The 21159-nt window shown below is 42.3% G+C and carries 21 protein-coding genes and 1 pseudogene; 9 read left to right on the forward strand and 13 right to left on the reverse strand.

The genetic code is table 11. The features are described 5' to 3' along the window. Position 1 precedes the first annotated feature (1 nt). Positions 2-3685 (forward strand): PAS domain S-box protein, encoded by a 3684-nt coding sequence (locus V7K36_RS09960; RefSeq protein WP_335115306.1) that lies wholly within the window; start codon positions 2-4, stop codon positions 3683-3685. A gap of 62 nt (positions 3686-3747) precedes the next feature. Here the strand turns inward: V7K36_RS09960 and V7K36_RS09965 are convergent, their stop codons facing one another. Beyond that, positions 3748-4299 carry a hypothetical protein gene (locus V7K36_RS09965; protein WP_335115308.1) on the reverse strand — a complete coding sequence of 184 codons (552 nt, stop codon included), beginning with the start codon at positions 4297-4299 and terminating at the stop codon, positions 3748-3750. Positions 4300-4835: 536 nt separating this feature from the next. Here V7K36_RS09965 and V7K36_RS09970 point away from each other — a divergent pair. Next, a complete protein-coding gene (locus V7K36_RS09970; RefSeq protein ID WP_335115310.1) occupies positions 4836-6077 on the forward strand; it encodes a ScyD/ScyE family protein in 1242 nt (413 codons plus the stop codon). Between the two features lie 110 nt (positions 6078-6187). Here the strand turns inward: V7K36_RS09970 and V7K36_RS09975 are convergent, their stop codons facing one another. From V7K36_RS09975 to V7K36_RS10005, 7 genes are all read right to left on the reverse strand, one after another. Then, positions 6188-6583 carry a type II toxin-antitoxin system VapC family toxin gene (locus V7K36_RS09975; RefSeq protein ID WP_335115311.1) on the reverse strand — a complete coding sequence of 132 codons (396 nt, stop codon included), beginning with the start codon at positions 6581-6583 and terminating at the stop codon, positions 6188-6190. After that, entirely contained in the window at positions 6580-6864 is a 285-nt protein-coding gene (locus tag V7K36_RS09980) for a hypothetical protein (protein WP_335115313.1), read from the reverse strand. The genes V7K36_RS09975 and V7K36_RS09980 overlap by 4 nt, the downstream gene beginning before the upstream one ends. 85 nt (positions 6865-6949) lie before the next feature. After that, entirely contained in the window at positions 6950-8182 is a 1233-nt protein-coding gene (locus V7K36_RS09985) for an aspartate aminotransferase (protein WP_335115315.1), read from the reverse strand. After that, positions 8179-9372: an iron-containing alcohol dehydrogenase family protein gene (locus tag V7K36_RS09990; protein WP_335115317.1), complete on the reverse strand. Its 1194-nt coding sequence runs from the start codon at positions 9370-9372 to the stop codon at positions 8179-8181. The genes V7K36_RS09985 and V7K36_RS09990 overlap by 4 nt, the downstream gene beginning before the upstream one ends. A 31-nt stretch (positions 9373-9403) precedes the next feature. Beyond that, a complete protein-coding gene (locus V7K36_RS09995; protein ID WP_335115319.1) occupies positions 9404-9571 on the reverse strand; it encodes a hypothetical protein in 168 nt (55 codons plus the stop codon). A gap of 197 nt (positions 9572-9768) precedes the next feature. Beyond that, positions 9769-10290, reverse strand: a complete 522-nt coding sequence (locus V7K36_RS10000; RefSeq protein ID WP_335115321.1) for a Ycf51 family protein — start codon at positions 10288-10290, stop codon at positions 9769-9771. 510 nt (positions 10291-10800) lie between these two features. Beyond that, the gene (locus V7K36_RS10005) at positions 10801-11010 is read right to left on the reverse strand and encodes a hypothetical protein (RefSeq protein WP_335115323.1); all 210 of its coding nucleotides are present in this window, start codon (positions 11008-11010) and stop codon (positions 10801-10803) included. A gap of 108 nt (positions 11011-11118) precedes the next feature. Between V7K36_RS10005 and V7K36_RS10010 the strand changes: the two genes are divergently transcribed. Next, entirely contained in the window at positions 11119-11361 is a 243-nt protein-coding gene (locus tag V7K36_RS10010; RefSeq protein ID WP_335115325.1) for a hypothetical protein, read from the forward strand. A 239-nt stretch (positions 11362-11600) separates the two neighbouring features. Here the strand turns inward: V7K36_RS10010 and V7K36_RS10015 are convergent, their stop codons facing one another. The 3 genes from V7K36_RS10015 to V7K36_RS10025 all read right to left on the reverse strand — a co-directional run bounded on the left by V7K36_RS10015 (position 11601) and on the right by V7K36_RS10025 (position 14767). Further along, positions 11601-12119 carry a hypothetical protein gene (locus V7K36_RS10015; RefSeq protein ID WP_335094690.1) on the reverse strand — a complete coding sequence of 173 codons (519 nt, stop codon included), beginning with the start codon at positions 12117-12119 and terminating at the stop codon, positions 11601-11603. 486 nt (positions 12120-12605) lie between these two features. Continuing rightward, positions 12606-13943 carry an O-antigen ligase family protein gene (locus V7K36_RS10020; protein ID WP_335115327.1) on the reverse strand — a complete coding sequence of 446 codons (1338 nt, stop codon included), beginning with the start codon at positions 13941-13943 and terminating at the stop codon, positions 12606-12608. Then, positions 13925-14767, reverse strand: a complete 843-nt coding sequence (locus tag V7K36_RS10025; protein ID WP_335115349.1) for a YaaW family protein — start codon at positions 14765-14767, stop codon at positions 13925-13927. Before V7K36_RS10025 ends, V7K36_RS10020 begins: the two co-directional genes overlap by 19 nt. Before the next feature lie 136 nt (positions 14768-14903). Between V7K36_RS10025 and V7K36_RS10030 the strand changes: the two are divergent. The 6 genes and pseudogenes from V7K36_RS10030 (at position 14904) to V7K36_RS10055 (ending at position 20087) form a co-directional block, all read left to right on the forward strand. After that, positions 14904-15995: pseudogene (locus tag V7K36_RS10030) on the forward strand (NAD(P)/FAD-dependent oxidoreductase). Between the two features lie 531 nt (positions 15996-16526). Beyond that, positions 16527-16904 carry a hypothetical protein gene (locus V7K36_RS10035; RefSeq protein ID WP_335115329.1) on the forward strand — a complete coding sequence of 126 codons (378 nt, stop codon included), beginning with the start codon at positions 16527-16529 and terminating at the stop codon, positions 16902-16904. 567 nt (positions 16905-17471) lie between these two features. Next, positions 17472-17876: a tyrosine-type recombinase/integrase gene (locus V7K36_RS10040; RefSeq protein ID WP_335115351.1), complete on the forward strand. Its 405-nt coding sequence runs from the start codon at positions 17472-17474 to the stop codon at positions 17874-17876. A 229-nt stretch (positions 17877-18105) separates the two neighbouring features. Beyond that, entirely contained in the window at positions 18106-18420 is a 315-nt protein-coding gene (locus tag V7K36_RS10045) for an aldo/keto reductase (protein WP_335115331.1), read from the forward strand. 81 nt (positions 18421-18501) lie between these two features. Further along, positions 18502-18936: a hypothetical protein gene (locus V7K36_RS10050; RefSeq protein WP_335115333.1), complete on the forward strand. Its 435-nt coding sequence runs from the start codon at positions 18502-18504 to the stop codon at positions 18934-18936. Then, entirely contained in the window at positions 18933-20087 is a 1155-nt protein-coding gene (locus tag V7K36_RS10055; protein ID WP_335115335.1) for a lipase family protein, read from the forward strand. Before V7K36_RS10050 ends, V7K36_RS10055 begins: the two co-directional genes overlap by 4 nt. Positions 20088-20176: 89 nt before the next feature. Here the strand turns inward: V7K36_RS10055 and V7K36_RS10060 are convergent, their stop codons facing one another. After that, positions 20177-20422: a hypothetical protein gene (locus V7K36_RS10060; protein WP_335115337.1), complete on the reverse strand. Its 246-nt coding sequence runs from the start codon at positions 20420-20422 to the stop codon at positions 20177-20179. A gap of 553 nt (positions 20423-20975) precedes the next feature. Continuing rightward, positions 20976-21159 (reverse strand): hypothetical protein (locus V7K36_RS10065; RefSeq protein WP_335115339.1); only part of this gene is annotated, 184 nt, incomplete at its 5' end.

Consider the following 21159-nt stretch of genomic DNA (forward strand, 5'->3'; position numbering starts at 1 on the left):
GATGAAGGTGAAAGTACCCAAAAAAATTTTGATGATGCGTTCTCGGTTAGTAAGCTATGGTGTGATGATTCTGGCAGTCATAGCGGCGCTGCTGCTGACGCGACTGTTGTTGCCAGTCTTCGATCCGAGCGTATTTCCATTATTTTATGCTGCCGTGGCAGTCAGCGCCTGGTATGGCGGCATGAGACTTGGAGTGCTAGCGATCGCCTTATCTATGACAACTGCCTTTTACTTTTTGATTGAGCCAGTCTACTCGTTCAATATTGTTAACCTGAACGTCTTGGTACGATTAACCACATTCTCACTAGTATCTTTCTTAATTACTGCACTCTCTTCAGAGTTACGAACAGCTAGACGCAAGGCAGAGACAAGCCTGAAGTTGTTGCAAAATAGCGAAATGCGGTTTAGCCGACTGGCAGAATCCAACATCATTGGGGTGATTGTAACTGATATGAAGAATGGCTCGATCATGGAAGCCAATGATGCTTTTCTAAAGATGGTCGGCTATACGCGAGAAAATTTGTCCGCTAACCAAATGAACTGGCGCGAGATTACTCCACCTGAGCATCTTCTTTTGAGTGAGGGTTCAGTGGAAGAATTGAAAACCACCGGAGTATGTAAACCCTTTGAGAAAGAATACATTCGTAAAGATGGCGATCGCATTCCCGTTTTGCTCGGTTCTGTCCTTGTGGGAGATACTCAAGAAACAGTGATTGGCTTCGTTGTTGATTTGAGCGAACGCAAAGAAGCACAAGCGGCATTACAGCAAGCCAATGATCGGAATACACGCACTCTGGAAAACATGAGTGATGCATTTATTACTCTAGACCGGGACTGGCGAATCATTTACCAAAATGCCGAAGCAGAGCGAATTAACGGCAAACCCCGGACAGAAATCATAGGTAAATCGCACTGGGAAGAGTGGCCTCTATTACTAGGTACGAATTTAGAGCGCCAGTATCATCGGGCGATCGCCGAACAGATTCCCGTCCACTTCGAGCATCACTACTACTTCCCGTCAAAATGTGACGTGTGGCTGGAGATTCACGCTTATCCTTGTGAAGATGGTCTTGACATTTTCTTCCGTGACATCAGCAAACGCAAGCAAGCAGAGAAGGCAGTGCAAGCAAGTGAGGAACGCCTCAGAAGTTTTGTGAAAGCGAATGTAGTTGGCATTCTCTTTGGTGATGTGAATGGTGCGATCACTGAAGCCAATGACGAGTTCTTGCGAATTGTCGGCTATACCCAGGAAGATATCCAAGCAGGTAGATTAAGCTGGGCTGATATCACGCCTCCTGAGTATCAATATTTAGATGAACTGGCTATTGCCGAGGCAACAGCGAAGGGAACTTGTACTCCTTATGAAAAGGAATGTATTCGCCAGGATGGTTCCATTGTCCCGGTTGTAGTTGGCTACTCCCTGTTAGGAGAATCTCGGCAGAACTCAGTTGCATTCATTCTCGATATTAGTGATCTTAGACAAGCTAAAAAAGCGCTGAGTCAGAGTCAAGAGCAATTTCAAGCTTTTATGGACAATATTCCAGCCGCAGCCTGGATTACGAATGCCGACGGACGTGTACTTTACCTCAGTCCAACTTATCTAAGCACATTCGATGTAGCAACAAAAAAAGCGATTAATAAAAATATTTTTGACCTATACCCAGCCGAAATCGCTCAACCTTTGCTGGATAACATTAGAATAGTTGCACAGACGAATCAGGTTCTTGAAACCATCGAATCTGCCCCACGCACAGATGGCACGCTGGGGGAATTTTTGGTATATAAGTTTCCCATTGCCGATGCATCTGGGCAACGCCTGGTAGGAGGGGTTGCAGTTGACATCACCGAACGCGAACGCGCCCTTCGTGAACGCCAGCTTGCTGAACTTGCCTTACAAGAGCGCAGTGAACGACTCAAACTGCTCTCTGAAACAACCAGCGATTTGCTTTCAACCGAGCGCCCCTTGGATTTAATGAATAGCTTGTTTAGCAAACTCTCGGCGCAGATGGATTTGCATTTTTACTTTCACTATCTAATTGATACACACGAAAATAAGCAGAAACTTCGGTTAGTAGCTTGGAACGGCATTACTGATGAAGTATTTCAAGCAATTGAATACCTGGAATTTAATCAAGGGATGTGCGGACTAATAGCGCAAGAACGCCATCAGATTGTCGTCAATGATGTGCTGCACTCTACCCATCCAAATGCTGAAATCATGCAGGGTTTGGGAATTACAGCCTATGCCGGTCAACCGTTAATTGCTCAGGGAAAGTTTCTTGGTGTCCTTTCCTTTGCCAGTCGCACCCGTACCCACTTCACTTCTGGGGAAATTGCTCTATTACAAGCAACCTCCGATCAGGTGGCGGTTGCTCTGGAACGCGCCGAGTTAATGGCTTCGTTACAGCAGCAAAAAGAGCAATTAATCCAAGCTAACCGGATCAAAGATGAATTTTTGGCGGTTCTTTCCCACGAACTTCGTACGCCGCTAAACCCGATTCTGGGATGGGCGAAGTTATTGCAAACTAAAAAGTATGATGAAGCAACCACCACTCGCGCTCTTGAAACCATTGAACGCAATGCCAAGCTTCAAACGCAACTAATTGAAGATTTGCTGGATGTCTCTCGCATTTTGCAAGGTAAACTCAGCCTAAATATTACTCCTGTGAATCTGGAAAGTGCGATCGCCGCAGCAATAGAAACTGTACGTCTAGCGGCTGAAGCCAAATCGATCAATTTGCGATTTACTATTTTAGATTTTAGATTAGAAAATTCTCACAGAAATTTAGAATCTATCGATTTTAATCAGCAATCTGACAATCTCAAATCCCAAATTTCAAATCCTAAATTCCTAGTAACAGGTGATTTAGGTCGCTTGCAGCAAGTTATCTGGAATCTAGTTTCCAATGCGATTAAGTTTACGCCCGAAGGTGGACAGGTAGAAATCAGTTTAGAGTCTGTTGGTTCTCAGGCTGAACTTCGAGTCAGTGATACAGGTAAGGGAATTAACCCAGATTTTTTACCATTCGTCTTTGACTACTTCCGACAAGCTGATGGTGCAACTACCAGGAAATTCGGCGGACTGGGTTTAGGATTAGCTATTGTTCGTCACATCGTAGAGCTACATGGCGGCACAGTTAAGGCAGAAAGTTTGGGTGAAGAACAGGGAGCAACCTTTACAGTCATGCTACCACTGATCAAGATTCATCTAAATAGCCAGCAAATTGATAGACAACCTGATGATTCGCCTGATTTAAATGGGCTGAAAATTCTGCTTGTGGATGATGAGCGGGATACGCGAGAGTTAATTGCTTTTATTTTGGAGCAGTCTGGCGCGGTAGTAACCCAGGCCGCATCGGCTGTGGAAGCACTACAAGTTATGCCTGAGTTCCAGCCAAATCTGCTGTTAAGCGACATTGGAATGCCGGAAATAGACGGTTATATGCTGATACGTCAGATCAGAGCTATGTTACCAGAACTTGGAGGGCAAATTCCCGCGATCGCCCTGACAGCTTACGCATCTGAGGTTGATTATCAACAGGCAATTGCCGCCGGATTTGGGCAGCATATCACCAAACCTGTGGAGCCAGCTAAATTACTTCGAGCGATCGCTAACCTGATTTCTCCTTGTAGCGATCTGAAAACTAACTTACAACCCTTGGAAGCTCGAAAAAGACATAATTAACTCAGAGACGAATGGCACGCTTGAAAAGCCAAAATACTTGTGCTTTAAGCAATGAAAAATAACTAATTTTGAGAATTTACTTCAATTTTGCTTAACCAAATCACTAAGTCATCTGCATGAACTTCTATCTCATTTCCTAAAGTTTTGACATACAGAAGTCCATCACTAATGATTAAATCTCTGATTGGATACCATGTATCTCTTGTCTGGATTAAAAGATCCAATGGAATTCCTAGTTGTAAAGCATTCTTGCGATATTTCCACCAAGTTTGCCATAAAACTACAGATTTCGTACATTGCAACTTATAGTTTTTAGGTATTTGGGAGTATTGATACCGATAGAAACCACGACTATCTATGTTTCCTTTAAGGAGATAATTGCATTCTGGTAAAGTCTGATTCAGTAATTCCCAATGGGATGAGTGGGACAAAATCAAGAATTCAGTTGATGTGGTATTTAGTTGGGCAGTGGCAATTACGCCTTCAGCTTTTGTTGCCAGATTGCTAATGTTATGAACTGTTTGTGCTGTTAAAAAACGATTTGCCAATAAAATATCTTTTTTCTCGATAGAGTTGTTTACAAATTCTCGAACTAAATCTATATTAGATAACATAAAATTATTTTTACTAAATCAACTAGTGTTGTAATTTTTATCACACTCTGTAGATTAGTAACTACACTGCTTTTGTCCGTAAATCCGGATAGTTTTTTAAATCGCCATAAATCTTGCTCTTTTATTCTTTGAAATTGCGAAATCCGTTGGAAGTTTATTGAAAGTCGGCCAGAAACTCTATCCCCTTGTGGGTGGAAAGGGATAGCCGCCCGCCGACTTCCGGCATTGGGCATTGGGCATTGGTGATTCTTTCCCATGCCCAAAACTCCACCCCCTTGTAGTCATGTGTTGCAAATATTTTTTAAAATGGTATAATACAACTCAAAATTATGAAATTCAGATTTCATCTGGATATATTCGGGAGCATCTCAGTTTTGCAAATATACCAGATGAGAAACAAGATTCTTGCTCCTTCTTCTTACCAAGGAGAGGGTTGGGGTGAGGTTTTACAAGGCTTTTTACACTCATTGAGATGCTCCCGATATATTCTATCTTTACCTTTACGCAAATTTAATTTTCGGACGGGTCTAAGTCTAATGGAACTAAAGCAATTTGGGATTACATTTTTGAGTGTTTGTATTGCGGCTTTTTCAGGAATGAAAGCAGCAGAGGCGGCATCGTTTTCAGTAATTGCTGATGGTCTTAATAATCCACGGGGTCTAACTTTTGGCCCTGACGGGAGTCTCTACGTCACAGAAGCAGGAACAGGCGGAAGTGGAGCTTGTGTTCCTTCACCGAGCGTTGAAAACCAATCTTTATGTTATGGCACAACTGGTGCAGTGACAAAAATTGGAAATGGTACTCAAAAACGTATACTTACAGGACTTCCTTCTTTAGCACTACCAGATGGTACTGATACTTCTGGCCCTCAAGATATCAAATTTGATGCTACTGGCAAGCCTTATATTGCGGTTGGATATGGTTCAAATCCGACATTTCGCACCAGATTAGGTAACACTGACTTAGGAAAAATCATCACTGCTAATTTCAAGACAAATTCCTGGAGTAGTGTTGCTGATTTAGCTAATTATGAACTTGCAAATAATCCTGATAAAGGCGATGTAATTAGCAATCCCTTCTCTCTTCTTTTAGATGGAAATAATATTGTTGCAGTTGATGCGGGTGCTAATGACTTATTTAGTCTAGGAACTGATGGAAGTAATTTGAATGCGATCGCCACAATTCCCCGGCAGACATTAACTAATCCAGTTTTTCCCTCTGGTGTATCGTCATCGCCATTTGAAATCCAACCAGTACCCACAAATGTCGCCAAAGGCCCAGATGGTGCTTATTATATTAGCCAATTAACTGGTTTTCCTTTTCCAGAAGGTAAAGCAAATATCTATCGAATTGGTTCTGATGGTCAACCAACAGTCTATACTGATGGCTTTACTCAACTTACTGACTTAGCTTTTGATCCTGAGGGTAATTTATATGCTTTGCAGTACGCTAATCAGTCACTCTGGAAAGGTAATCTAGATGGTTCTGTGATTAAAATAGCGACCGATGGAACTCGCACAACTATTCTTAGTGGCAATGGACTAGAGTCTCCTACTGCTTTGACTATTGGTGCTGATGGTGATATTTATGTGACAAACCGAGGCGATCGCCCTGGACTTGGACAAGTTCTCAAAATTGAGAATCCCAAGTCTGTTCCTGAATCTACTTCTACTTTGAGCTTATTAGCGCTTCTTGGCACTGCGAGCATTACTTTGTTGCGGAATGGTAAAGCCAAACGACTTAAGGGACTTCCAGAAAATAAATTATTTCCTAATTGAAGAAGAATTCAGAATCAAGATGCTCGCGGACTTGCTAAGGCTGCGCTATCCGCGAGTCGTATTTTTGAGCGCAATGCCTACCCCATAACATCAGCGACACGCACTTAACATCAAGGCAGAATTCTTTTTACATCAGAATAGGCAAGTATTTTTTCATCTACACTCACCAAAGGAACATCATAAACTCTTGCTGTTGAAACTATAATTCTATCGGCTGGATCTTTATGAAAATTACCTGCAAGTGAGTAGGAATCAATGGCAATTTGGGGAGTGATTGATAAAACAAGTACTCCTTCTTGTGCCAAAGCAATATTAAACCATTCTTGAATCGAACAGGGAATAATTAACTTATTTTGGGTAACAAGTCTGCTAATCTCTAACAAACTTATGGAGCAAACACCTAGACCATGAGGTCTTTCCCTATTTATTGCTTCACGGTGGGGAGGGGTTAACCTTGAATCATTGTGATTCCACCAAACCCAAATATGAGTATCAAGAATAATCACAAATCATTCACTTCAAAATTATGATTCATTTCCCAATCATCAGGAGAAATAACGGGTTCATTAGGATCTGCCAAATAAGCATAGGGTTGCATTTTTACAAGAGGATTAATGGCAAATTTGCCTTGATTCTCGGAAGAATAGCTAATTTGCCCAAATTTTTCTTGAATACTTTGCTTCAAAATAGAAGAAGCTAGTTCTTCAACAGAGATTCCTTTTAAAGCAGCAGCTTTAATTAGAGATTCATGAGTTTCTTGACTGATGTAAATATTAGTACCAATCATTTTTAACTCTATTTACTTTTTTAGATGATATCAAACATCATCAGCAAAAATTTGAGTCATGTAATGTTGGGTTTCCTTGCTCTATTCAACTAACGAGATCGGCGATCGCTTCTGATGTAGAGACTACAGCTTCAGGTTGATAGCGGATACCAGCTTGCTTGAAGCGATGTAAAGCTTCACCCAAGCGATCGCAGTCGGCAATCAAACTGATCCTTACATAACCCTCACCTGCAACCCCAAAGGCATTACCTGGAGTCAGGACAACGCCTGTTTGCTGCAATACGTTCAGGGCAAAATCTGTGGAACCAACGCCAACGGGACATTTCATCCAAAGATACATTGTCGCCTTAGTTTTGGGGATATCCCAACCCAACTCTCCTAATCCTTGAATCAGGAAATCGCGGCGGGTACGATAGCGTTGTTGTACCTCGTGCAAATACACATCTGGCAGTTGTAAAGCTGTTTCGGCTGCTGTTTGTAAGGCGGCAAAAATGCCGTAATCCAAGTTAGTTTTCAGCGTCCGCAAACCTTGAATTATATGGCGATTACCCACGACAAACCCAACGCGCCAACCAGCCATATTGTAGGTTTTAGATAAGGTGTGAAATTCCACACCAATATCTTTCGCGCCAGGAATTTCTAACAAGCTAGTAGGTTGATAACCATCAAAAGCTAACTCGGCATAACACAAATCATGCACCAGCATAATTTCATATTTGCGGGCGAAAGCGACGATTTCTTCAAAAAATTCGCGGGGTGCGGTGGCAGCAGTGGGATTGCTGGGATAGTTGAAATAGAGAATTTTAGCTTGTTTTGCAACCTCGTCAGGAATCGCCGCTAAATCAATTAACCAGTCATTTTCTGGTTTAAGAATCAAACTGTGGATTTTCCCGCCAGCGATCGCCGGACCCCGAAAATGGGCGGGATAAGCTGGGGAAGGAACCAGAACTAAATCACCAGGGTTAACGAAGGCGATCGCTAAATGGGTTAATCCTTCTTTAGAACCCAGTAGCGGTAAAGCTTCGCTATCAGGATCGAGAACCACACCATAACGGCGATGATACCAGTTGGTGATGGCACGGCGGAAACTAGCAGTCCCTTCAAAAGGAGGATAACCGTGATTAGCGGGATCTTTTAAAGCAGCAATTGCAGCTTCTACAACTGGTGCTGGCGTTGCACCATCGGGGTTTCCCATACCCAAATCAATTAAATCTAATCCTTGTTCCCGTGCTTTAGCTTTCAGTTCATCTAAACGGGCAAATACATAAGGTGGCAGTTTTTGTATGCGTTCTGCTGGGACAATCCAATTTAAACTCATTCTTCAACCTCGTCACTGATTCCCTTGGGCGAAACTCGACTCATAGTATCTCTACTATCTATAGGTGCAGTGGTAGAAACCATTGCCGCCATCAACTGTTCTGGCGCGACTTTAAATGGTAGTCGATGGATGTCAGAATTAGGAACTAGGGCAATTTCAGTGACTGTTTGCAACTCGCCTAATGTGATGTTGCCCAATCCCAAATCACTTAATTTTTGAGGTAGTCCAATTTCTGTGTAGAACTTTAACAATTGTTGTCGTGCCGATGCGGCTAGTTGATTGCCTTGGAGCATTTCTTCTAAACGCAGTTGCACCAAAATTCCGAAAGCAACCTTTTCGCCATGAATACTGCCATGTCCTGAAATGTGCGTTAAACCATTATGCACCGCATGGGCGGCAACTGTGCGACACTGCGCCCCTCCAAGTCCCCCAACTACCCCAGCTAATAAAACAGTAGCGTCTACGACTTCTCGCCAAACTTCACTACCTGGTTCTTTCAGGGCGGCGGCTGACTTTTGCAACAAGATATCTCGCAAAACTCGCGCTTGTTGCACCGCAGCAATAATTAAAGTGTCTTGCAAATGCCCACTGCTAACTGAAGCTTCATACCATTTAGCGATCGCATCACCAATTCCAGCTACTAAAGTACGTTGTGGTGCAGTTTTAATCAAGTCATAATCGAGTATCAGTAAATCGGGACAACGAGACAGCCCCACATCGTAGAGAAACGCCCCATCTTCCGAATAAACATTTGACAAAGCACTCCAAGCTGCACAGGTAGCCCCGGAAGTCGGAATTGTCACCACTGGCAACTGTAACTGCTGCGCGACTAATTTCGCTGTATCTAGGGCTTTGCCGCCACCAACGCCGATAATCACATCAGCTTTATGTTCTTTTGCCGTCTTCTGTAAAGATTTCAGGCTAGCTTCGCAGCAATCTACACCATAGGAAGCTTGGGCAGTATCTAACTGTTGCGTTTCTAAAACTGGGTGCAAATTTTTTCGGCTGATGGCGAGAGTAGACTCACCTGCCACAATTAAGGGACGACTTCCCAAATAGGCGATCTCTGCTGCGGCTGCTTGCAACACCCCAGAACCACGGATTACTTTTGCTGGGGCAATTGTGAGCGGAAATAATGAACTAGAGGTTTGAGTAGACAAAGAAGGTTGAGTAGAAAGTTTATTAGGCATATAATCTAGTTTGCCAAAACCTTGATATTTCTTAAACTAATAGACAGGTGATCAGGGATACTTGTTGCCAAGCTGGTTTTTGGATGGCTCCAAGCTTCCACCCGGCTGATTTGGATTTGAGCCAAGCAATCAAATAGACAAAGCCTGTTGCCGACTGATTGAGTAGTTTGACGACGTTGCTTGAATCTATGATGCCCATTCTCCTGAAATTCCGAACTATCAAAGTTTTGAATAACCGTATTAATTAATTAACATTACCATTGTCAGATTCTCAAGAAAAGCGATCGAGAATTGATCATGTGTAAGTGGGCATTGGGCATTGGGCATTGGGCATTGGGCATTGGGAAAAGACAAGGAAGAAACTTGTCCCCTTGTCCCCCTTGTCCCCTTGTTCTCTTAAGCGGTAGGTTTTGGCAATTGGGCGAAATTGTCTGTATAAATTTCGACTGTGATTGGGGAATTTTGATGAGAAACGAGCGATCGCTTGACCTTACCCAAGTAAACTGGTACAGAAATCCCTGTTTCCGGGTGGACAATGGTACGGGCGCGAACTGTCAAATTGTCGTCTTCCTGTGTACCTGAGCGACCATAAGAAAACAGATTACTAGCAGCTTGACGTAAAGTTGCTTCTAATTGTGTGGGTGTAATTTGGGGTGATGTGGCAATCACCGCTTGTGTTGACCCATTGTCATAAACTAGAGTGTAGCGGACTGCTCCGGGAATCACAGTCCGACTCAAGGGAACTATCGAGAGTCCAAATAAACCAGCCGTCAGCACTAGCATAAAGCCAGTTGTACCCACTAGGCGAAAGCGGATACCCCATTTGAGAATAAAAGCCAAAACTACTAAGGCAGCAAATACCAAGGTAGCTATACCTGACCATTGGGTGTACTGAAGAAAGTTAGCTGTTGTGAGCATAAGGTTGGTTCTGGAGGTGTCTTTTTTTCGTTACCGACACACCCATTTTACCGAGAGCTTACACCATAAGGGTTATCCTAGTCTCTAATGCTAATCAGAAATATTGGGCGCGATTGACTGCGATCGCAGTCACAATAAAGTTTAAACTTGCGTTTAGCCTAAGAGGATGAATTAACAAGTCGTAAAGTATACTAGAAACCCCGCTTCCATTCCTCTCCCCCACTCCTGAGAGGCTTTGAAACCCCCATTCTCTCGTAGGGAAGGGCGGCTAGGGGGGTTAGGTTCTTAATGCTTTGATGTTACCAAAAATACTTGTTCATTCATCCTCTAATGGCAAACGTCTCAATGCAGTAGATGATCTACAACAAGTCATCCAAGAAAAACGCCGCCAAGGTTTAGAGCCATAGCTAAAACTGGTATTACTTTTCCAAATTCCTCAATTATCGAAACACCCGGTAAGCGTAAAACTCAGTCATGAAGCTTGCTGAGATACAAGCGACTCGTGTGACTTTAGTCACAGTCGTCTTGCTTGATATTAGCATTAAGATTTCTAGCTACTCTTTCAATTAATTCACTAACACTAATCTCTAATGAGTTGGAAGTTTTGACTAATTTTTCCCAAGCTGTATTGGTAAGCATAATATTCCGACGCTTTTTTAATTCTTCATAAAAAACTGGTTGGTTTTTTGTTCTTTTTACGCCTTTACCTGTTGACTTCATTAGAAGGTACGTATATACTAAATCGAGTATAGCAGGTAAGGGAGTTGATTACAGATTGCTAACAAATTACGTTTACAAGCTGCGTCCTACGTCACTCAGTCAATTAAAATGAGTGGATGGCTAGATATGCTCCGCTCTACTTACAACTGGAGTTTGGGTGACAGAATAGCTCAATACAACCAGCAATTGATTCAGGGTGACTACTGTGATATCAGAACTAAGGGAGAAGCCTGTCCACTCACTTGTTTTGTTAGCAAAAATGGTGCAAGCGGAGAACCTTGGAAGGATGTTAAAGCCAATAAGGACGGGAAGCTCAAAAACCCACGACTGTACACAGTGCGGATATCATGAACACGCTGACATCGGTGCTGCAAAAACCATCAGAGATAGGGGTTTCAAAATAGTACGGGGGGACTCCCCGAAACTTGCTGTTTAACAGCTAAACGCCCAAGAGATATCACCACGCTCTATGACTTGTCCTGAGCGCAGTCGAAGGAGCAAACGTGGTGAGTTTGGGAACCTGTACAAACAGGATATTAAGGTTGTAAAATCTTAAGAATCTCAGTCACGAAGCGTGCTGAGAGTGTCAATCAGAACAGTATTGGCTCACCAGAGACGATATGAGAATTTTTAGATGTCTGCAACTTAGTTTGAATACTATCAATGATTGCCAGCCAATCAGCATCTTTGTTCCATTTGGAGTCAATCCGGGTTTTAGTCGCCGCGTCGTAGAGGTTACAAAAAACTACATTCTCTTCTCCAGCAGTTGCAGCGATAATCAGGGGCTTGGAAAAGTCCTGCACTAGTGATACAGCTAAAAGAAAACTTTTAGCAAAGTTCGTTTCTATTCCAGTTCTAACAATATAAATTTCATCGGCTCTGATAACGATGTCTAACTTAACGTTGTCTTTTTCTTTAAATTCTTTCGTCGTTAATTTAAGTTCTGATATATACCCAGTCAGTCCTGTTTTTTGCACAGGAATAGTGATTTTATTATTTATATCATAGTTATACCACAGGTAGGATTCCCCGCTTAATTCTCCTTTCTTCACATATAAATAGATAGGTTCTGGCGGGTTACAAAGACCTAGTTTAATTTCAGCAATCATATTCGATGTTCCTTTATGAAAGATAAACTTTTTTCAGATATTCCGTTAAATTGAATATTTTTTAAAATCGTGCTTAACTGAAGAAAAATAATAAATATACAAAAGGGCATCTACAAGAGATGCCCGTCATGCAGGAAAAACCGAAAAGGTTCTCCCTACACCTTCCCAACAATCAGCAACTGTGACTAATTAAGTATTAGTCACGCTGTATAGTAATATTATTTACTAAAAATATCCAAATGTCCTGAGTGTATACACTGGAAAACAACTAATAGCTACTCTCAGTGCTTACAGCTACTTTCAGGTAAATAGATCACGCAGTAAGGGCACAGCATTGCTGTGCCCCGACGACAGATGTGGTTCAAATACTTGAATTCTGCTGTAACTGACTTGAATCAAAAGACCTCTAAGAGGAATGGGACTAAGTTAAGATACAGCCCTTGCTAAACATCTCTCTATGAATCGGAGAAGTTCGTCGAACTCACGTTAATTTGAATGAGATGCAAGCCTGTCTTGTTGGTTATAACGATGTACTACTCCACAAATGGCAGCCAAAATTAACCATGAGAGCACATTCAAACGCAACTCGAATAGAGTTACGTCTACTGTATTGAATAGAACCCACGCCACAAAAGCCAGAAGATAACTGAAAAATATCAATCTGTCTTGTGTATTTATATATTTTGACTTTCGTAGTAATTGGACACCTATAATCAAAATCCAAGCGAGTAAGCCACAAAATAAAAAAGTACTCGGAAAACCAGTTTCAGCAGACAACATCAAAAACAAGTTATGGGGATGACCCAAGGGAATCTGCATCTGCGCTTTGTAGAGTCCACTAAAACTGCGTAAGCCCCAGCCAGTCCAAGGATGTTCTTGAGCTAAAGACCAGGCAAACTCCCACTGAGTTTTTCGCATTAAAGCAACTGGTCTATCTGGATACATATCGTCATTTAACCTTGCCCAAAAGAAGGCCGGAATGTACTGACGAAAAAATTGAGCGACGGGCGAGGGCGCAAAAGCTGCCAAAAGCACGCTAGAGACGATCGCAGCGACACCGCCCACAAGAATGCGCCAACCTTGGTACAGTGCATAAGCTAAACAGGCAAAAATAGCGATCGCCCACCCATTCCGTGAGTCGGTGAAAATCAAGGTAATGAAATTTGTAATCACTGCCACGGTTAGGAAGATAAAGGGGATTGAGGGCTGGGAGCTGAGGACTGAATTCTTCCCAATAGCCAATCGCCATTGTTCGAGCCACAACCCTAGACCAAGGATGAAAACTATCGCTAGATAAGCAGCGAAGGTGTTAGCGTGCATGAAAAGTGAAGCGATGCGACCTGGTGGATTTCCTCCTGGTCTGATCGTCCAAGCAAAGACAATCCACAAAATCTCGAACTTCAAACTCCAGCCCAAAAATAACTGTCCTAAACCGATAATTATCACTGGCATGGAAGCGATCACCAAAATCCAAGCCATTTGCCGCAATTGGGCAAATGTTTGAATCAGAGTGCTATGAGCAGCGAAAACTAAAAAGAATGGTAATAAATTAAATAAGCCGACGAAAGCTGTTGTCTTGTCTTGGGCAAACCCAGCAGTCACGATCAGCAACACACTCAAAAGGGCAAATCCCCAGTTGAGGGGGCGGCGACTAATTTTGCGGTATTGTTTCACCAAAGTTATTAATGAGACAAAACCTATAGTCACAGCCCCCAATAAAGGACTCAATGGGAAGATTAACAGTGCCCATAGAGAGTAGTTCCAAGAAGATTGCCAACGAGGCTTGAAATAGTCAAAAACTTTGTTCAAGCTGGTTCCCAACATTCCTCACGAGTGAGGCGAATCTGAGCTAAGGCGAAGATGGTAGGGATGATCCGACCATAGTTAGTGGCGATCGCTCTCCACCCTAAATCTGCAAAAAACCAAGTCCACATTATCGGCCCAATCACAGCAAACATCGTGCGGGCTGCCCCATAACGAGCTGCACTCACTGTCATACCCCGTTGCGCCATTTGCATAGTTACATAGCTTTGAAATTGCGTTGCAGCTGCTTCTGAGCCTGTAATCGCCGCTTGTCTGGCTACTTCATAGGTAGCAAAGTGGATGGCAAATTGACGGGCAATTTGCCTAAGTACAAGTGGTTGGAGCATGGAAGTAACAGCGATCGCACTACCGCCTTTGAAAAGTAACCCCAAGGGGTCACGTTGCAATAAAAGTGGTAGCGGTTGTTTTAGTTCTGATTTGAGCAGCTGACGCTGCACCTGTACAGTCAATTTTTGCTTTTCCTGTTCAGGCAATTTTTTCCACACCTGTCCTAGCAGATGCAAAAATACTTCTGCTTCTAAATCAATAGTTGCCAGCTGATTAGAATAGGGAATTTTTAGATACTTACATACTTGAACTAACGCTTGTCGATAAGTTACCTGACCTGTACGTCCCCGCAATACCGTCATCCCATCTGCCGCCAAAAAGCGAAAGCGACCCTCTAGTGAGTCTAGCCAAGCTTTGCGGTCTTGGCTTTGTACTTCGATAGGTTCGGGTGTGTGTACATAGTCTAGGGGATTGAACTTACGACTAAATAGAATTGCCGTTAAGTCTTGCAATTCTTCTTCGGTCGCTAACTCTAGCGCCGCCCTCATTTCATCCAATTTCCCTTCCTCCGTTCCGTGCATCTCTCCGTACCTTATTCTACTATTAGCTTTCAGCAGTCATTAGTAGTAATTTTGTCCTTTGATAATAACTAATACTAATGACTAATAACCTATGACCAAGGACTATTGACTCATGACTGATATTGCAGTGATTGGTGCGGGAATGGCCGGTTTAGTCTGCGCCCAGCAGTTAAGTCAAGCTGGATATTCGGTGCTAGTGGTGGACAAGTCCCGTGGTTTAGGAGGAAGACTGGCTACACGTCGCTTGCATGGAACTTAGGCGGATCATGGGGCTTGTTACCTGAAGCCAAAGGGGGAATTGTTGGGACGTTTTGTGGAGATATTGCGATCGCGCCATATCCTCGAAGTTTGGACAGAGGAGGTTTACGAACTCACAGCAGGCGCTCCTTTATCTGAACCCAAAAACCGCAGTCCGCGATATGTTGCACCTGGAGGAATGAGTGCGATCGTTAAATCCCTTGCCCCAGGTTTAGAAATATTACTGAATCAGCGTGTCATTACTATTACCCCAACTATTGAAAATAGTTGGGGTCTGACTCTCGAATCTAGTAACGAAGAATTATCTGCAAAAGCTCTAGTCGTCGCTATTCCTGAACCCCAAGCTGTGATGTTGTTGGCACCTTTGGGTGAAAGTGTATTGGATGCAGTTTTTCTAGATAACTTGCGTTCTGTAGAATTTTATGCTTCGATTAGTGCGTAGACGCGGAGCGGCTTGTCGTCAGACATCGCTGGATATCCTCCCACATCTCAACCCTTTCCTCAGTGGAAAGCTCTAAGTTTTGTGGATGATGACGATTTAGCATGGATTGGTTTGGACAGTAGCAAGCGTCCTAACCCTCAACAGCCACATTTTGTGGTGCAAAGTAGCGCTGATTTTGCTCAACGTCATCTAGAATCAGAGGATTTACAACCTGGCGGACAGTATATGTTGCAACGAGCAGCTGAATCTCTATCCCTTCCTTGGCTGAATACTCCCGAATGGATGCAAGTACATCGTTGGTATTATGCCTTTCCTAGCCGTCCTTGGCACGAAGCATTTTTGTCTGCCGGAACTCCCCTACCTTTGATTTGTTGTGGTGATTGGTGTGGCGGCAATCTTATAGAAGATGCGATGCTTTCTGGATTAGCTACGGCTGATGAAATTAATAATCAATTGCATCACCTACCTTTAGATAATGTGAACTTTTTAAACATTTTTACCTGATTCTTTCATCTGTGGCTAGACTGATTTTGCACTATAGTGAGTCGCTATTTTTATGACTTACTAAACAAATGTGCAACAAATAAGTTTTTTAGATGCAACAGCAAATTTTGCAGCTAACCTAAAAGTGATGTAAATTGCCAAAAAAGCTTAACTTCATTAAAAACTTTTTCCTAATTCAAGTAGTTTTATTGCCGTTAATCTTGATCCCCTAGCCTTGATGCTGCATTTGATGTAAATTTATGCCAAAAATGCAGAAAATTTAAATAATTAGGATTATAAATAGAAAATGTCGGTAACTTACCAGCTTATTAGACGCTGTTTTAATAAGTCATGCTCTGAACCAGTATAAACCTTAACTAAAATAAGCAAAGCCAAATATCTGATATTCTACCAAGATAAAAGGCTAGTTTTAGGGTCTATTGCATATATCAGTTGAATTACTTCTAACTGATTTGCATGACGACGTTGGCATCTAAAAAAGTTGTTTTCTTTACCAACCATTGACTGGATTAAAAAAGGAGTTTAAAAATCATGAAAACGATAGTCAATTTAACACAGCAATCAGTAGTAGGAGAGATTGAAAGCGTTTTGGGTACATATCCATCCCATCCATATCAACAAGCCTTTGCGATTCCTGACTTACGTCAAGAGCTAATTGCTTTCGTCCTCAACCGCATTTCCTCCTTTTACAGCGTGATACCTGACGGACAAATTCCGCTAGCAGAGGCTGAACAAGGAAGCTTGGCTTATTACAAGTTGCCTTGTAAACCCTTTGAGCAGCAACTACATTTACAAAATTTGATTCACCAAGGCATTTGTTTAATCGTTCAAGAAAAGTCAGATTGGATTAGCAATCATGTTTGTGAAACAGTTGAACCAGCTTGTGAACCTTCTCACTGGTTTGGTTAATAAGCTGACGCGCATCTAAATTTGATAATTTAGCGCCTGAAACCGTTTGCTGCTTTAGATTCCCTTCTAAAACTAGATGATGAACAGCTTAGTTTTAACAAGATCGTGTGCTGATCTGACTTTCAGGTTGTATGGAAAGACCCACGAAAAAACTAACCCCCTTCCTGACGCGGGAAGGGGGAAAATTCAAAGTCTCTGACGCAGACGCTACGGCGGAAGTAGAGATGAAAAAGGATATTTTTGTGACATATACAATGAGATAAGCAATTTAATCTATCGCTTTCAGGGTGATGATAGGCAAACAAGCGATCATACATCTACAGAGAATACGTGTCTTAGCACTTCTCCTGTATTAGCTATCCAGAGTATTGCGTTAGGATTTCTAGTTTTTTTACATAGTTATGTTTATTTGCACCTCTCTACTTATAACAAAGAAGAAACTATGTTGCGGGTGGAGGTAAAGACTGTTTCCGAAAATTGACTTAAGTATATCAAATCAATTTTTGTATCGAAAAGCGGTAGTGCTAAACAAGTAATGATGCGTTATAGTAATGCAGTGGAGCCAGAATTGGAGAATTACTCTCGCTAGAGTTGGCACAAATAAATATTGAACAACGCAAGTTCCAAGTTGTAGGTAAAGGTAACAAACAGCGCTGGTGTTTTTATAGTGAAGATGCAGAACTTGCTTTAAAAAACTATATAAGATATTATCGTCACTCCGCCTCCAGAGTATTATTCACCGCCCAACACCCGACGACCAAAGTTGTAACGCCTGTAAGTTATGAAGCTATTCTTGCAGACTGGAGAAAGGTAATTAACCAAAGTCATGAACTGAAAAACATTCGTCTACATGACCTGCGGCATACATTTGCGACTGAGCGAGTAAGATTAATGGCGATTGAGGAACTACGAGCGTTGATGGGGCATGAAAATATTCAAACTACCTTACGCTACCAGAAAATTACATCTTAACGAGCGGAATCAGTAGCAAAGTCAGCTTTAAATAACTTGGTCAATAATATATAATTTCCTAGGTATTAGCTGTATGCGATCGCCCTCTAAAGAGTCATACTTTAAATTACTTTAGAGTATTGTCTATACTCCGAATCAGGGAAATCAGGGGTCAAAATAATTCGTAATTGATAATAGACCTCCCATCTCTCCCACACCCAGTAAGAGCAAAGGTTTCAGCTTTACAAGCGTGCCATTCGGAGTTAGTCGGGAGCAGTTGGCTATTGCCTGGGTACTTGCAGCAGAAAAAAATATTGTTCCAGTAATCGGCGCACGCAAGCGCACCCAATTTCAAGAATTGTTGGCAGCCGTTGAGGTGGTATTATCAACAGAGGAGTTGACCCGTATCGAAGCGGCGATTCCTGGATCAGAGATCGCTGGAACCCGCTACAACGAGCATCAGATGAAGATGTTAGATAGCGAACAATTTCCAGCACTTATTAGGGGGAAGTTGCGGATAAGTGCAAATACGGTTCGGTTAAGGAAAGTTATTTGTGCAGGCTAGATGGGGGAGATGGGGCGATAAAATCTGGGACAAAGCCCCAACTTCAACGAAGCTAAAGCGGAGTAAGTTCGGGTAGTTTACATGTCAACAGAACCACAAAAATCCGACGTATTTACAACACCGTCATTTCTGATTCAACGTCACCGAAAAATTCGCAATCTAATTTTAGATTATGCTATGGGAACAGCACTCATCGGACTAAATCCGGTTCGCGGGACTTTAACGTTGACGCTGCTGGTTGTTGGGGTTTTGATACTGAAAATGATTTGGAATATAGGTGAAGAGTGGAGCTATAGCAAAGGTCAAGACCCTTTGGCGATCGCCGGAAACCTCTTTGGTATTCTGGGGGCTTTTGCACTAGCTTTTATGGCTTGGGTGACCATTTTCTGTGGAGGGTTGTTGATGTCTCTGTTTTCAGGATTTGCCATTTCAGCGGCTTTGTTTACCCTGACTTGGACGTTGGGACAGGTAACTAACCAATTCTATGCCAGTGGTAGTGCGGGAAGGCAACGATGAGGCTTAGGCGTAGGCAGATTCTGCTTGTCGGACTGACATTGGGGGTAGTGGCAACTATTTCTCGCAATTACCAACGACTGCGAGCGCAAAGCAGGTTAATAGCATTGGCTCAAAAGGAATCTCAAACGAACCTTCACGATCTTTTGAAACAAACATTTGAAGCCGATGCTAAAAAAATCAACCAAGGAATAGAAATTCAGGCATCGCTAAAGCTAACTCCATCCAACATTCCGTATGATCGCAGCGTATCTAAGCTTTTGATCCAATGTAGTAAATTGGGGACTCAACAATACCTATCGGGCAAGGTAAATCCCTCCTTTGATGGGTCAATAAAATCCTTACCTGCATATACTTCCCAGCTAGATGGCTATACTCAGATCGCATCATTAAAGGGTTTAGAAGATGCACAGAGTTCAGAAACTATTGAGGTTGACGTGCCAGTAACCAACCATTCCTTAACTGCTACTCAAGACCCAGTTGAAAATAATTTAGATGCGGCACAAACAGCGATTGGTCAGACTGTAAAACAAGCAGTGAAACTTAAGCAGCTAATTCCCGTCTACTTCGGCTTTGTTCTGATCTCTAAAACTACCAATATCATTATTTTTCGTGGCACTCAAAGAACAACTGAATGGATTGGAGATATATTGCTTTTCCAGAAAAACTATGATGGTTTTGCTAATAGTAAAATTCACTCTGGTTTTGCCAAGATTTATAAAGATCTGGCTCAACAAACTCGTGAAATCGCTAATCACTTAAATCCATCTCTGCCTTGCTATATATCAGGGCATAGTCTAGGAGCAGCCCTTGCTACCCTTGCAGCAGTTGATCTTGCACTTTCAGTTCCCAAACTCAAAAAGCAAATCAGGCTATACACCTATGCCGGCCCACGGGTTGGCAATCCAAGCTTTGCTCAAATGCACAGTCAGCTAGTTCCTAACAGTTATCGCATTTTCAATTTAGCGGATTCTATTCCTCTCTCACCGCCGACCATCTTTCGGAACGATGTATACTCACACGTTGGAGAAGCATGGTCTTTTTTGACACAGCATGGTGACGTTCTACCAAACCATGCCGTTGATACCTATCGGACTGCCGTTAACAGAGAAGTAGAGACTAATAAAGCTCGCACTTACCCTACTTCTGGCTGAGAGTAATTTTTAGCAAGAAAGGCAGAGGGCAGGAGGCTCAGTTGGCTTTTATGGAATTCTGATTCCTTCCCTCTGCCGTGAACGAATGTTCAAGGGTTGAAGCCCCACTCCAAATCAGTGTGGGTCTGAACGCGAGAGCGTCTCCAAGAGTTGCCCACACTGTATTGCTCGTAATGTAATAACATTAACTCAGCCTGTGCTGCTAATATGCATCGCCGTTCTTCTAATAACAATTTCATAAACTCATGACGGCTGATGCTCTTAGCTTGTACAAGTGTTTCAGAAGCTTGTCGCTGTGGGTTTTCTCTCTGAGGAGTAGAATTTGAGATTTCCATACTTTCTCACTAAATTTTTATTTATAAGAATTGCTAATTTTTATTAATTTTACCGCACAGCTATAGTGTGTGTGTTCATAAAAAAAGTAAAATATTCGCTGGAGTCTAGACTAGATGGGTAATTTGAAATTCTAGTAATTAAAAAACTCCAGAAATGTTTGTGGCAAATCTGGAGTCAGGAAAGATACGCATTTACCTATATCAAATTTTCACCCTCAGAGAATCCTATGTCATCAGGGTATACACTCAAATACAGTTAAGGATGTCTGAGGATCAACTGCTGTCCTTCTCGTTTACACACCTTCTCTGTTGAAAGTGCACAAAACAGCCCCAGATGAACTGGGGCTGTTTTGCGAGAGTTGTTTGGCAGGAAGGGGTACATGAATAAGTGATGTCCCGTGTTAGATATAGATAATTCAGTATATATCCGTATTCAGCTGTGTTCTGACATATCCAGATGATTTGGAAAATTTTGATCGCTTTTTCCAAAAAGAAACTCCAGATGCGCTTAAGGCATCTGGAGTAGTAACAGGTTTCTAACATCAATCAATTCTTACCTATGCGATCGCCAGATGTCGTTGGGGTATATACTCAAATGTATTTTATGTCTGATCATCCGCCAATTGAACAACAAGTCAATTAACAGCAATTTGATATCAAACCAGCCACAAAGATTGTAAACTTGAAAGATGTAAAAAAACAGATTATTTAGAGATGGCAGCATATTCGATTGACTT

This window comes from Nostoc sp., assembly GCF_036919555.1.
Classification (GTDB): domain Bacteria; phylum Cyanobacteriota; class Cyanobacteriia; order Cyanobacteriales; family Nostocaceae; genus Nostoc.